This is a genomic window from Streptomyces katrae (assembly GCF_000717655.1).
In the GTDB taxonomy this organism is placed as follows: domain Bacteria; phylum Actinomycetota; class Actinomycetes; order Streptomycetales; family Streptomycetaceae; genus Streptomyces; species Streptomyces katrae_B.
In genome coordinates this window covers 30,498-43,729 of sequence record NZ_JNZY01000022.1, presented here as the reverse complement: position 1 = coordinate 43,729, position 13,232 = coordinate 30,498, and the positions used below count along the sequence as shown (strand labels likewise).

Here is a 13,232-nt window from a genome sequence, read left to right as displayed (position 1 = left end):
CAGACGGAGGAGGCGACGAGATGACCACTCCCACCACCAAGCCGGTCCATCTGGCGGTCTACGACACGTACGCGGACTGGGAGACCGGGCACACCACCGCACATCTGGCCCAGCGCGGCCACCAGATCCGTACGGTCGGCTTCGCCGCCGGGACGCCGGTCACCACCATGGGCGGCGTCCGCATCCAGCCCGACCTGGCCCTCGCGGACCTCTCCCCCGCGGACTCCTCGCTCCTCGTCCTGACCGGCGCCTCGCTCTGGGACTCCGGCGACGATCTGGCCCCCTTCGCGGCGAAGGCGCGCGAGTTCCTGGCCGCCGGGGTCCCGGTCGCGGCCATCTGCGGGGCCACGGCAGGTCTCGCCCGGGAGGGCCTGCTCGACGCCCGCGCCCACACCAGCGCGGCCGCCGTCTACCTGGCGCATCAGCCGGGCTACGCGGGCGCCGGGCATTACGCCGAGGCCGACGCGGTGACCGACGGCGACCTGATCACGGCGGGCCCGACGGAACCGGTGGCCTTCGCCCGTGAGGTCTTCGCCCGGCTGGACGTCTACGAGCCGGATGTCCTGGACGCCTGGTACCGCCTGTTCCACGACTCGGACGCGAGCGCGTTCCCGGTGCTGATGGCGGCTGCGGAGCGCGGCGATGCCTGATCCCCTGCCTTCCGCTCCGTCGGTACGGGCCCGGCAGGACCTGCTGAGCCGGACCGCGCTCGGAGTGTTCGGGCTGAACGGCCGGTTCCTCGCGCTCTCGGAGGAACTGGCCCGGCCGGCCGGGCTGACCGCGGCCTGGTGGCAGGTGCTCGGCGCGGTGCTCCAGGAGCCCCTGCCGGTGGCGGGCATCGCCCGGGTCATGGGCGTCACCCGGCAGAGCGTCCAGCGCATCGCGGACCTGCTGGCGGCCAAGGGCCTCGCGGAGTACGTCCCGAACCCGGCGCACCGCCGCGCGAAGCTGCTCCGGCCGACGGAGGAGGGCCGCGCCGCGGTCGCCCGCATCACCCCGGCCCACGCCGCCCTGGCCGCCCGCCTGGCCGATGAACTGGGCGAGGCCGCCTTCGCGGAGACGGTCGAGGTCCTGGACCGTCTCACGAGGGCCCTGGACACGCTGCTGGCCGACGCGTAACGGGGGCGGCACGCGGCTCGCGGCCGCCGCAGCTCGGATTGTGTCGAGGTCAATAACCCTGCAGGCAAAGCTTGTTGCCCCCGACGGCCCCATCGCACACTGCCCCCCATGGAGCCGCTGACCGTGATAACTCAGCTGTGGGAGCGGATCGACGCCCGCGACTGGCCCGCCGTATCCCGTCTCATCGCCGAAGACGCAGTCATCGAATGGCCCGTCAGCGGCGAACGCATCGTCGGCCGGGACAACTTCATCGCCGTGAACAGCGACGAGGCTTACACGGACGAGAGATCCGTCAAACTCCTGCGCATCCTCGCGGACGGGGACCTCGTCGTCACCGAGGTCGAGATCCCCCAGGAGCACGTCGTCTACCGCGCCGTGTCCCTGTGGACCGTCCGGCACGGAGAGATCGTCGGCGCCCGCGAGTACTGGACCAGTCCCGGCCAGGACCCGGCCCCCCGCTGGCGTGCGGGCCTCGTCGAACCGCTCGCGGAGCATCCGGCGGAGCACCCGGTGGCGGACTGAGCCGCGTGCTCGGCAACTCCTGACCGCGACCGGCGTCCTGGCACTGCTCACCCTCGTCCCCGGCCCCGACATGGCCGTCGTGACGAAGCGCGCGGTCTCCCGCGGCCGCGCCGACGGGCTGCGCACCGTCGCCGGGATCACCGCCGGGCTCCTCCTGTGGGGCGCCCTCACCGTCGCCGGACTCGCCGCGCTGCTCGCCGCCTCGGCCGAGGTGTACCTGGCGGTGAAGCTCGCGGGTGCCGCATACCTCTGCTTCCTCGGCGTCCAGTCCCTGCGCCGGCCCGGCGCGGAGCCGGCCCCCGTACGCGGCTCCGCGGGCAGCGCCTGGCGGACGGGCCTGGTCAGCAACGCCCTCAACCCCAAGATCGCCGTCTTCTACACCGGCCTGCTGCCCGCCCTCGCCCAGTCCGGCCTCCGGCCGGCCACCGGCATGGCACTGCTCGTCCTGATCCACCTCCTCCTGACGGTGGCCTGGCTCGGCACGTACGTGTACGTCCTCTCGCGCGCCCGGCGCTTCTTCGCCCGGCCGCGCGTCCACCGCGCCCTGGACCGGGCGACGGGCGTGGTCCTGATCGGCTTCGGCATCCGCGTGGCGACGAGGCCGTAGCAGCCGTGGCACTCGGGGCGTCAGGGCGGTGCGGGGCTTGGGCCTCGGGGGCTTGGGGTTCGGGTACTTGGGGCTCGGGGCTCGGGGCTCGGGGGCGTCAGCCCTCGCCCAGCCGGTCCAGCTCCTCCCCGATGGCGACGCGCAGCCCGTCGTGCCGGTCCGCCAGCCCGTACCGGCTCCCCCTCCAGTACTCCTCCTGCTCGTACCGCCACACCGGCATGCGGACCATGCCGGCGGGCTCCCACTCGTAGCGCGGCCAGATGTGGGCGTGGAGGTACGGGTCGGTGTTGCCCAGGATCTCGATGTTCACCCGGCGGAAGGCGGGGTCGAGGCGGCGGCAGGCCCGTTCGACGGCCTCGGCGAGGCGGTCCATGTCGGCGAGGTACGCCGTCCTGCGCGCCCGGGGGAGGTCCGATAGCCGGGTCACCGACGGATCGTCGGTCAGCAGGACCGCGTACCCGGGGAGGAACTGCCGGTCGCCGATCACGGCGAATCCCTGGTCGAGGCGGCGCAGGACCGTCGGGTTCTCGCCCCGATGCGCGCTGCCTATGCGGTCGTTGCGCCAGTCGACGGGACGACTGGCGTGGTGGTTCCCGTTGTTGCCGTGGTTGCCGTCGGTCATCCCGGGACCCTAGTCGACCGCCTGTGGGATACCGCCCGGAGGATGACCACACGCTGCGCCCGTGGCTCTCAGGTTTCCCCTGTCATACCTGAGAGCTATCCGCAAAGGCCGCTCCCCAGCGGGACGCCGACGATGCCCCTCAATTCCTAACTTCGGAACCAGAGAAGACGCGAGGTCAGCCCCCTCGCGAGTACGGCCCCTCTGGACCGAGCGAAGGAAAAGGGACCCGCCATGAACCGCCCCGCAGGACGCCGCGCAGGACGCACCGCAGGTCGCCCCGAAGGCGGCCGTGCCGGACGCCCCCGCGGCCGGCTGCTTCGCACCCTGCTGGCCGGCCTCGTCGCCGCGGCCGTCGTGCTCCCCGTGTCCGCCGCCGCCTCTCCCGATGTCCCCGCACCCGCGCCCGCCGCCTTCGCCGAGCACACCGCTCTCCGGGACCGGTACGCCGGCAACCGCGCCACCCTCGCCGAGGCGGCCCGCATGGCGCAGGACGCCGGCCGCACGGGCCGCGCCGCGAAGCTGCGCGCCATGGAGGCCGACGGGACGGCCCGGTTCCTCGTCTTCGACGGCCGCGGCAAGGGGCGGGCCGTCGAGGTGCTCGGCGATCTGGAGACCGCCGACCGGGTCGCCGTCCTGGTGCCCGGTTCCGACACCACGCTGGACACCTACCAGAGGTTCCGTGCCGGGGCGGTCGCCCTGCAGCAGCGCCTCCGGGCCGAGCACCCGCGCTCCGCCGTGGTCGCCTGGCTCGGGTACGACACCCCGGGCACGGTCAGCACGACCGTCCTGACCGCGGACCGGGCGGACGTGGCCGCCGCCGAACTGGCCCCCTTCCTCGATCGTTTGGGGCAGGCCGCCGCCCCCGGTGCCCGGTTCTCGCTGCTGTGCCACTCGTACGGCTCCGTGGTCTGCGCCCGCACCGGCACCGGCCCCCAGGTCACCGACATCGCCCTGTTCGGCAGTCCGGGCACGGGCGCCGGATCCGCCGCCGCGCTGCCGACCGGCGCCCGGGTCTGGGCCGGGCGGGGCGGGGCCGACTGGATCGGCCACGTCCCCCATGTCCGCCTGGGCGGGGTCGGCTTCGGCACGGACCCCGTCGACCCCGCCTTCGGAGCCCGGCCCTTCGACGCCGGCCCCGGCGGGCACAGCGACTACCTCAAGCCCGGCACCCCGTCCCTCGACAGCCTGACCCGCATCGCCTTGGCCACCGCCGCCCCGACCACCCCGGAGGTACCCCGTGCGTAAGCTCCGCGCCCGCTGGTCCGTCCTCGCGGACCGCATCGACGCCGGCACACCGCTCGACCGGGACCGCACGGTGGACGCGCTGCGGGCCTTCGCCATCCTCGGCGTGGTGCTGGGCCACTGGCTGGTGACCGCCCTGACCACCGCCGACGGCGGCCTGAGCACCACCAGTCCGCTGGCCCGTCTGCCCTGGCTGGCGCCGGTGTCCTGGCTGTTCCAGACGCTGGCCGTGTTCTTCCTGGTCGGCGGCCATGTCGCCGCCCGCGGCCATGCCTCGGCGCGCGAGCGCGGGATCCCGTACGGGGCGTGGGTCGGGCAGCGGCTGTCCCGGCTGTTCCGGCCGGTCGCCGCGGTGCTCGCCCTCTGGGCCGTCACGGCGGGCGGGATGCTGCTCGGCGGGGCGGAGCTGAGCACCGTCCAGACGCTGGTCAAGCTCGTCCTCTCCCCCCTCTGGTTCCTCCTCGTCTTCGCCGTGCTCACCGCCGCCACCCCGCTCGTGGCCCGGCTCAGTCCGCTGTGGCCGCTGGCGGTGGTGGCGGGCGTGGACGTGTGGCGGTTCGGCCTCGGCGGGCCGGAGTGGATCGGCGGGGTCAATGTCGCCGCCGGCTGGCTCGTCCCATACACCCTGGGCGCCGCCTGGTCCCGCGGGGCGTTCGCCCGCCGCACCCCGGCCGCGCTGCTGTTCGGCGGGGGCGCGGCCGCCACCTTCGGGCTCGTGCTGTGGGGCGGGTATCCGGCGTCCATGGTCGGTGTCCCCGGCGCCCCGATATCGAACCTGAACCCGCCCACGCTGGCCGCCGTCGCGTTCGGCCTGGCCCAGTGCGGGCTGGCCCTGCTGCTCCGCGGGCCGCTGGACCGGGCCATGCGGAGGCCCGGGGCCTGGGCGAAGGTGGCCCTGATGAACCTCTCCGCGATGACGGTCTTCCTGTGGCACCAGACCGCGATGATGGCCGTCACCGCCCTGGGGCTGCTGGCCCCCGCCGATCTGCCCGGGCTGCACACCGTGCCCGACTCCGCGCAGTGGATAGCCGCCCGGCTGCTGTGGCTACCGGTGTTCGCCGCCGCGCTGGGCGTCTGCTGGGCCGCGTTCCGTACGTACGAGCAGGCCAGGCGGCCGAAGCGGAGCACCTCCTCCCGCCCGGTCACGGGCTCCCGGACGGTTCCGGGCCCCCGGACGGCGCCCCGGTCCCGGGTGGCCTCCGAGGAGGTGATCAACCATGCCTAGGCTGGACGGCGTGAACGAGCAGAGCGAGCCGTCGGCCGCGCAACCGGTGACCGGCACAGCCCGCGCGCCCCGGGGGAGGCTCCTCGGGACCCTGGCCCACGACCTGCTCACCCTCGAGCGGGATCCGCTGCCCAGGATGTCCCGGCCGCGCTGGCTGGCCCGGCTGCCCCACGCGGTGGTGATCTACGCCGCCGTCTTCTTCGGGTTCCTCACCGCGGAGCAGATGGGCGACCACTATCACGACAAGGGCGGCACCCCGCTGCTGGCGGCGATCCTGACCGGCGTGGCCATCGTGCTCGCGATGTTCCGCCCGATGGCGGGCTGGTGGCTCGGCCTGCTCGCCGCGGGCTTGATCGCCTGGTCGGTCCACGACAACGTCGGCCAGGGCCAGACCTGGCCCTGGATGCCGGCCGGGGTCGTCGCGTTCGCGCCGGTGCTGCTGCTGGTGGCCCTGCGGGTGCCGCCCCGGGTGACCGTCGCCGCGATCGCCGTTCCCATCGCGCTGACCGGTCTGGCCGAACTGCTCTTCAAGCCGGAGCACAGCCAGAGCGGCGCCATCGCCGCTCTCCTCCTGTTCGGGTTCGTCGGGCTGCTCGGGTACGCCCTGCGGGCCACGCGCCTGGCCCGCGGGAAGCTCGTCGAGCAGGAAACGCTCACCGAGGAGGAGCGCGCCCAGCGCACCCTGCTGGAGGAGCGCAACCGGATCGCCCGCGAGCTGCACGACGTCGTCGCCCACCACATGTCGGTGATCTCCATCCAGGCGCAGGTCGCCCCGCACCTGGTGGAGAACCCCTCCGATGAGCTCAAGGAGAACCTGGCCGGCATCCGGGAGAACGCCCTTGAGGCGTTGACGGAACTGCGCCGGGTGCTGGGCGTGCTGCGCTCCGAGCAGCCGGACGATCCGGCGAACCCGCACCATCCGCAGCCCACCCTCGCCGAACTGGACGGCTTGGTGGACAACGTCCGCAGCGCCGGGCTGGCCGTCACCACCGAGATCGCGGGCATCCGGCGGCCGCTCGCCCCGGGCGTCGAGCTCACCGCGTACCGGATCGTGCAGGAGGCGCTGAGCAACTGCCTGCGCCATGCGCCCGGTTCGCGGGTGGAGGTCGGCATCGCGTACGGGCCGCGCGAGCTGCACCTGTGCATCGCCAACAGCGCACCGACCCGGCCCGCCCCGCCCTCGCCCGGCGCCGGGCACGGTCTGCTGGGGATGCGGGAGCGGGCGGGCATGCTGGGGGGCGAGCTCGCCTCCGGTCCGCGCCCCGGTGGCGGGTACGAGGTGAGCGCCGTGCTCCCCATGGATCCCGAGACGAAGAAGGACGAACAGGAAGCATGAGCACTCCGGCCGACCCGATCAGGGTGATGATCGCCGACGACCAGATGATGGTCCGGCAGGGCTTCACCGTCCTCCTCAACGCCCAGCCCGACATCGAGGTCGTCGGCCAGGCCGTGGACGGGGCCGATGCGGTGGCGAAGGTCGCCGCACTCGGCCCGGACGTGGTCCTGATGGACATCCGCATGCCCGGGATGGGCGGCATCGAGGCGACCTCGGTCATCACGGCCGCCCCGGACGCCACCGTCAAGGTGCTGGTGCTGACCACCTTCGACCTCGACGAGTACGTGTACGAGGCGCTGCGCGCCGGGGCCTCCGGGTTCCTCCTGAAGGACGCGTCGGCCGACCAGCTCGCCGAGGCGGTCCGGGTGGTGGCGGCCGGCGAGGCGCTGCTCTCGCCGAACATCACCAAGCGGCTGATCACGGAGTTCTCCCGGATGGGGGCGCCGCGGGCGCCCTCGAAGGCGCGGATCGACGAGCTGACCGAGCGGGAGACCGAGGTGCTGTCGCTGATCGCGCAGGGCCTGTCCAACGCGGAGATCGCCGGGCACCTGGTCGTGGCCGAGCAGACCGTGAAGACCCATGTGGGGCGGATCCTGGTGAAGCTGGGCCTGCGGGACCGCACCCAGGCCGCGGTGTTCGCGTACGAGACGGGTCTGGTCCGTCCGACGGGCTACTGAGTAGCCGGGGTAGTACCTGAGAGGGAGGCGGGGATATCCCCTTCAGCGGCGACGCGGACGAGGGGGCGGCCGACCTACGGTGTGTGCATGACCGAGACGACCTCCCGGGCGACCCCCCGGACACCCGAGTTCCGGATGGCCTCCGGCCTGTTCCAGAGCCTGCGCCGGGATCTGATCACGGACGCCTTCGCGTACCGGCCGCTGCCGCAGATGCGCACCGACGGGCCGGTGACGCGGCGGCTGCCGGAGCGGATACGGCCGTCGCTGGCCCATCTGCCGCATGCGGTCGTGGGTTTCCTGGCGTTTTTCGTGGTGATGCTCACGTCCACCAGCTCCGGCGAGTTCGTCGCGCCGAGCAGCTCGCTCGTGATGGGGCTGATCGCGGCCACGCCGGTGCTGATGACCCTGGTGCGGCCGGTGGGGGCGTTCTGGGCGGCCGCGGTCGTCACCGGGGTGCTCGCGGTGGTCGGCTCCAACAACGACGTGTGGCCCTGGTCGCCGGGTGCCTTCGCCTCCTACTTCATCACGGTGACCATCGCGGCGATGCGCACCAGGCCCCGGGCGGCCGGCTGGATGTGGCTGATCACCCTGGGGATCGGGCTCGCGATTCCGGTCGTGCTCGGGCGGGGGGAGCCCGTCGAGATCATGCCGATGGCCTTCCTCCTGGCGGTCTCCCTGCTGGTGGTCACCGTCCGCAACATCCGCCGGGAGGCGGAGCAGGAGGTCAGTGCGCAGCAGGAGGTGACGGCCGTCGAGCGGGACCGGCGGACGCTGCTGGAGGAGCGGACGACGATCGCGCGGGAGCTGCACGACGTGGTGGCCCATCACATGTCGGTGGTGGCGATCCAGGCGGAGGCCGCGCCGTACCGGGTGAAGAATCCGCCGCCGGAGCTGGAGGCGGCGTTCGTCACCATCCGCGAGAACGCGGTGGCGGCGCTGACGGAACTGCGCCGGGTGCTGGGTGTGGTGCGCTCCGCGGACTACGAGGCGCCGGACGCCCCGCAGCCGACGCTGGCCTCGCTGGACGGGCTGCTGGCCAATGTGCGGGAGGCCGGGCTGAGCGTGGAGAAGACGGTCACGGGTGCGGTGCGGGAGCTGCCGCCGGGCGTCGAGCTGTCGGCGTACCGGATCATCCAGGAGGCGCTGAGCAACACCCTGCGCCATGCGCCGGGGGCGGCCGCCTCGGTCGAGGTCTCGTACGTGCTGGGCGGGTTGGGCATACGGGTCGTCAATGCGGCGGCGACCGGGGACGTGCGGCCCTCGCCGGGCGCCGGGCACGGGATCACCGGGATGCGGGAGCGGGTGGCCATGCTGGAGGGGGAGATGACGGCCGGGGCGACCGCGGCGGGCGGGTACGAGGTGGCGGTGTTCATACCGGCGCGCGGACGGCAGGACGGTGCGCAGGAGCCGGCGCACGAATCGGGGCACGAGTCGGGGCGGTCGGCATGACGATCAGGGTCCTGATCGTCGACGATCAGATGATGGTCCGGGAGGGCTTCTCCGTCCTGCTGAACGCGATGGACGGCATCGAGGTGGTCGGCGAGGCGGTGGACGGCCGCGAGGCCATCGCCCAGGTGGCGGCGCTGCAGCCGGACGTGGTCCTGATGGACGTCCGGATGCCGGTGATGAACGGGCTGGAGGCGACCCGGGAGATCGTGGCCTCCGAGACGGATGCGAAGGTGCTGGTCCTGACGACCTTCGACCTCGACGAGTACGTGTACCAGGCCCTGCGGGCCGGGGCATCCGGGTTCCTGCTCAAGGACGCCTCGGCCCGGCAGCTGGCCGACGGGGTGCGGGTGGTGGCGTCCGGTGAGGCGCTGCTGGCGCCCACGGTCACCAAGCGGCTGATCCTCGAGTTCTCGAAGCTCTCGACCCCGCCGAAGCTCGTGGATCCGGCAGCGATCGGGGAACTGACGGAGCGGGAGACGGAGGTGCTGGTGCTGATCGCGCAGGGGCTGTCCAACGCGGAGATAGCGGACCGCCTCATCGTCGCGGAGTCCACGATCAAGACGCACGTGAGCCGGATCCTGGTGAAGCTGGGTCTGCGCGACCGCACCCAGGCCGCGGTCTTCGCCTACGAGACCCGGCTGGTGACTCCGGCGTAGGCGACATGACGACGGGTCACACCTCGTGCGCGGGGACGTCCTAGGCTTCGGGGATGGGCTTTGATCCGTGGGACGCCGCGTTTGTCGCCGATCCGTACCCCGCCTACCGGGAGCTCCGCGAGCAGGGCCGTGCCCTGTGGTTCGAGGCCACCGGGCAGTGGCTGGTGCCGCACCATGCCGACGTGAGTGCGCTGCTGCGCGACCGCCGGCTGGGCCGGACCTACCTGCACCGGTTCTCCCACGAGGAGTTCGGGCGCGAGGCTCCGCCCCCCGAGCACGAACCCTTCCACGTCCTCAACGGGAACGGCCTGCTGGACCTGGAGGATCCCGCGCACGCACGCGTGCGGCGGCTGGTGTCCAAGGCGTTCACGCCGCGGACCGTGGAGCAGCTCGCTCCGGCCGTGGACCGGCTCGCCCGGCAGCTCGTCGGGCAGCTCCTGGCCGACGGGGGCGGGGACCTGCTCACCGTCGTCGCCGAGCCGCTGCCCGTGGCGGTGATCGCCGAGCTGCTCGGGGTGCCCGAGGCCGATCGGCCGCTGCTGCGGCCCTGGTCGGCGGACATCTGCGGGATGTACGAGCTCCGGCCGGACGAGGACACCGCGCAGCGGGCGGTACGGGCGAGCGTGGAGTTCAGCGCCTATCTGCGCGAGCTGATCGCGGAGCGGCGCAAGGAGCCCGGCGAGGATTTGATCTCCGGGCTGATCGCCGCCCACGATGAGGAGGGCCGGCTCAGCGAGCAGGAGATGATCTCCACCTGCGTGCTCCTGCTGAACGCCGGCCACGAGGCCACCGTGAACACGACCGTCAACGGCTGGTGGACCCTTTTCCGGCACCCCGAGCAGCGCGCCTCGCTCGATTCCGAAAAGTTGTCCACAGCTGTGGATGAACTCATGCGTTACGACACACCCCTGCAGATGTTCGAGCGCTGGGTGCTGGACGACATCCGGATCGGTGACACGGTCATCCCCCGCGGAGCCGAGGTCGCGCTGCTCTTCGGATCCGCGAACCGGGATCCCGCCCGGTTCGACGACCCCGACGCCCTGGACCTCGTACGGGCCGACAATCCGCATCTGAGCTTCGGGGCCGGGATCCACTACTGCCTGGGCGCTCCGCTCGCGCGGCGCGAGCTGACCGCCTCGTTCGGGGCCCTGCTGGCGGACGGCGTCCCGCCCCTGAAGCTCGTACGAGAGCCCCGGTGGCGGGACGGATACGTCATCCGCGGTCTGGAAGAACTCCTCGTGGAGTTCTGAGTCCTGACGGGCACCCCCTACGCGGCCAGGTCGCGGCGGCGGAGTGCCGTCAGGCCGGCCGCCAGCAGGGCCGCCGCCAGCGCGGTCAGCAGCAGCATCGGAGCCCAGGCCAGGGCTTCCGCGCCCGGCAGCTTGGGCAGGTGGGCGAAGGGCGAGAGGTTCAGGACGGCCTGCGGGAGGTTCAGCGCCGGGCCGAACCAGCCCAGCGTCAGCGCGGCCCCGGCCACCGCCCAGGCGGCCACCGCGCACTTCGGGGCGGCGCCGTGCAGGAGGGCCGCGAGGGCGCCGATCACCCACACCGCCGGGAGTTGGGCCAGGCAGGCGCCCACCGCCGCGCCCACGTCCTGGCCGTGCCCGACGCCGAGCCCCAGCCCCGCCAGCAGCAGGATCAGCGCCGAGCCGCCGAAGGCCACGGCCAGGTGGCCGCCGGCCCACCGCAGCCGGCCGACCGCGTTCGCGAGCAGCGGTTCGGCGCGCTGCCCCGACTCCTCGCCGCTCAGCCGCAGCACCGCCGAGACGATGTACAGGGCGGCGACCATGCCGAGCATCCCGGCCATCGTCGCGAGGAAGGCATCGGCGATACCGCTCTGCCCACCCATCCGCTCGATGATCTCGCGGGTCCGTTCGTTGTCACCGACCAGCTGCGTGGCCCCGTCCGTCATCCCGCCGAACACCACCCCGGCCGCCAGGAACCCGAGGCTCCAGCCGATCAGGGCGCCCCGCTGGAGCCGCCAGGCCAGCGCCCCCGCGCTGCCGAGCCGGCCCTCCGCCGGGCCCGGCCGGGCCGGCAGGAAGCTCATGCCGAGGTCACGGCGGCCGGCCAGCGCGTACGCCGCCGCCACCTGCACCGCCACGGCCGCCGCGAACAGGCCGAGCACCCACCAGCGTTCGGCCGCGAAGGCCCGTACGTGCTCCAGCCAGCCCAGCGGCGACAGCCACGTCAGCGCGCTCTCACCGCCGGCGGTCCCGGCGTCGCCGGCGGCGCGCAGCACGAACGCCGCGCCGATCAGTGCACCCGTGAGCCCCTTCGCGAGCCGCGCGCTCTCGGTAAGCTGCGCCGCGATGGCGGCCAGGGCCGCGAACAGCATCCCGGTGGCGCCGATGCCGAGCCCGAGGGCGAGCGCACCGCCCGCACCGCGCCCGGCGAGTCCGCCCGCCACCAGGAGCGCGGCCAGCGCATTGGCCGTCAGGGCCGCCAGCAGCGCGGCCGTCAGCGGCGCCCGGCGTCCCACCATCGCCGCGGAGAGCAGCTCCTGACGGCCCGTCTCCTCCTCCTCGCGGGTGTGCCGGACCACGACGGCCAGGCTCATGATCCCGGCGAGCACGCCGGCGAAGACCCCGCCGCGCCATGCGGTCAGGGCGCCGACCGAGTCGCCGAAGACCGGCCCGTACAGGGCGCGCAGCGATCCGTTGGTGTTCATCGTGCCGAGCAGCCGGGCCCGTTCGGCGGCCGTCCCGTACACCGACTCCAGCGAGGCGGGCAGGCTGAGCACCAGCATCCCCACGACCGAGATCCAGACCGGCATCATCACGCCGTCGCGGCGGAGCGCGAGCCGCAGCAGCGTCCCGGTGCCTGCCAGTTGGTCCTTCATCGCGACACGCCCGCCTTCACGTTCCCGCTCCCGCCGTTGCCGTGCACGTCGTCCGCGTAGTGCCGCAGGAAGAGCTCCTCGAGCGTGGGCGGCGTCGAGGTCAGCGACCGCACACCGGACTCGGCGAACGAGCGCAGTACGGCGTCCAGCTTGTCCGTGTCGGCCTGGAGGCGGACCTTCAGCCCCTGGACCTCCACGTCGTACACGCCCGGCAGGTGCGCGATGCCGTTCGGCGGGCCGGCGAGCTCGGCGCTGATCGACGTACGGGTCAGGTGCCGCAGGTCGGCCAGGGTGCCCGTCTCCACCGTGCGGCCCTTGCGGATGATGCTGACCCGGTCGCAGAGGGTCTCGACCTCGCTGAGGATGTGCGAGCTGAGCAGGACGGTCCGCCCGGCGGCGCGCGCCTCGGCGACACAGCCCTGGAAGACCTCCTCCATCAGCGGGTCCAGGCCGGAGGTGGGCTCGTCGAGGATGAGCAGATCGGCCTCGGAGGCGAAGGCGGCGACGAGCGCGACCTTCTGCCGGTTGCCCTTGGAGTACGTACGCCCCTTCTTGGTGGGGTCCAGCTCGAACCGCTCGACGAGCTCGGCGCGCCGGGCCCGGTCCAGGCCGCCGCGCAGGCGCCCGTACAGGTCGATGACCTCGCCGCCGGAGAGGTTGCGCCACAGGGTGACGTCGCCGGGGACGTAGGCGACGCGGCGGTGCAGTTCCACGGCGTCGCCCCAGGGGTCGCCGCCGAGCAGCTCGGCGGTTCCGGAGTCGGCGCGCAGCAGGCCCAGCAGGACCCGGATGGCGGTGGACTTGCCGGCGCCGTTGGGGCCGAGGAAGCCGTGGACCTCGCCGGTGGCGACGGAGAGGTCGAGTCCGTCCAGTGCGCGGGTGCGGCCGAACGCCTTGTGCAGTCCGGCGACCCTGATTGCCTTCGTCATGATTCG

General features: G+C 73.3%; 14 protein-coding genes. 11 read left to right on the top strand and 3 right to left on the bottom strand.

What is annotated here, in order from left to right:
* The first annotated feature begins 20 nt into the window (after positions 1-20).
* The 4 genes from IF09_RS0124630 to IF09_RS0124615 all read left to right on the top strand — a co-directional run bounded on the left by IF09_RS0124630 (position 21) and on the right by IF09_RS0124615 (position 2,248).
* Positions 21-650 (top strand): DJ-1/PfpI family protein, encoded by a 630-nt coding sequence (locus IF09_RS0124630; protein ID WP_030299210.1) that lies wholly within the window; start codon positions 21-23, stop codon positions 648-650.
* On the top strand, positions 643-1,119 hold the full coding sequence (locus IF09_RS0124625) for a MarR family winged helix-turn-helix transcriptional regulator (protein WP_030299209.1): 477 nt from the start codon (positions 643-645) through the stop codon (positions 1,117-1,119). The genes IF09_RS0124630 and IF09_RS0124625 overlap by 8 nt, the downstream gene beginning before the upstream one ends.
* Positions 1,120-1,227: 108 nt before the next feature.
* On the top strand, positions 1,228-1,641 hold the full coding sequence (locus tag IF09_RS0124620) for a nuclear transport factor 2 family protein (protein WP_051832834.1): 414 nt from the start codon (positions 1,228-1,230) through the stop codon (positions 1,639-1,641).
* 70 nt (positions 1,642-1,711) lie between these two features.
* Positions 1,712-2,248 carry a LysE family translocator gene (locus tag IF09_RS0124615; protein ID WP_078613434.1) on the top strand — a complete coding sequence of 179 codons (537 nt, stop codon included), beginning with the start codon at positions 1,712-1,714 and terminating at the stop codon, positions 2,246-2,248.
* A gap of 97 nt (positions 2,249-2,345) precedes the next feature.
* On the opposite strand, the gene IF09_RS0124610 is transcribed toward IF09_RS0124615, so the two are convergent.
* Complete coding sequence (locus IF09_RS0124610) at positions 2,346-2,870, bottom strand: HIT family protein (protein ID WP_051832832.1); 525 nt, start codon at positions 2,868-2,870, stop codon at positions 2,346-2,348.
* Positions 2,871-3,101: 231 nt separating this feature from the next.
* Between IF09_RS0124610 and IF09_RS0124605 the strand changes: the two genes are divergently transcribed.
* From IF09_RS0124605 to IF09_RS0124575, 7 genes are all read left to right on the top strand, one after another.
* Positions 3,102-4,115 carry an alpha/beta hydrolase gene (locus tag IF09_RS0124605; protein WP_051832830.1) on the top strand — a complete coding sequence of 338 codons (1,014 nt, stop codon included), beginning with the start codon at positions 3,102-3,104 and terminating at the stop codon, positions 4,113-4,115.
* Positions 4,108-5,337: an acyltransferase family protein gene (locus IF09_RS0124600; RefSeq protein ID WP_030299201.1), complete on the top strand. Its 1,230-nt coding sequence runs from the start codon at positions 4,108-4,110 to the stop codon at positions 5,335-5,337. Before IF09_RS0124605 ends, IF09_RS0124600 begins: the two co-directional genes overlap by 8 nt.
* 10 nt (positions 5,338-5,347) lie before the next feature.
* Positions 5,348-6,673, top strand: a complete 1,326-nt coding sequence (locus tag IF09_RS0124595) for a sensor histidine kinase (protein ID WP_234321131.1) — start codon at positions 5,348-5,350, stop codon at positions 6,671-6,673.
* Positions 6,670-7,350, top strand: coding sequence for a response regulator (locus IF09_RS0124590; RefSeq protein ID WP_030299198.1), 681 nt, complete (start codon positions 6,670-6,672; stop codon positions 7,348-7,350). Before IF09_RS0124595 ends, IF09_RS0124590 begins: the two co-directional genes overlap by 4 nt.
* 87 nt (positions 7,351-7,437) lie before the next feature.
* Positions 7,438-8,799, top strand: coding sequence for a sensor histidine kinase (locus tag IF09_RS0124585; protein ID WP_051832828.1), 1,362 nt, complete (start codon positions 7,438-7,440; stop codon positions 8,797-8,799).
* Positions 8,796-9,455 (top strand): response regulator, encoded by a 660-nt coding sequence (locus IF09_RS0124580; RefSeq protein WP_030299194.1) that lies wholly within the window; start codon positions 8,796-8,798, stop codon positions 9,453-9,455. Before IF09_RS0124585 ends, IF09_RS0124580 begins: the two co-directional genes overlap by 4 nt.
* Positions 9,456-9,508: 53 nt before the next feature.
* A complete protein-coding gene (locus IF09_RS0124575; RefSeq protein WP_030299192.1) occupies positions 9,509-10,705 on the top strand; it encodes a cytochrome P450 in 1,197 nt (398 codons plus the stop codon).
* Positions 10,706-10,722: 17 nt separating this feature from the next.
* Here IF09_RS0124575 and IF09_RS0124570 read toward each other — a convergent pair whose 3' ends face one another.
* Complete coding sequence (locus tag IF09_RS0124570; RefSeq protein ID WP_030299191.1) at positions 10,723-12,297, bottom strand: ABC transporter permease; 1,575 nt, start codon at positions 12,295-12,297, stop codon at positions 10,723-10,725.
* The gene (locus IF09_RS0124565) at positions 12,294-13,226 is read right to left on the bottom strand and encodes an ABC transporter ATP-binding protein (RefSeq protein WP_051832826.1); all 933 of its coding nucleotides are present in this window, start codon (positions 13,224-13,226) and stop codon (positions 12,294-12,296) included. Before IF09_RS0124565 ends, IF09_RS0124570 begins: the two co-directional genes overlap by 4 nt.
* Between the last annotated feature and the right edge of the window lie 6 nt (positions 13,227-13,232).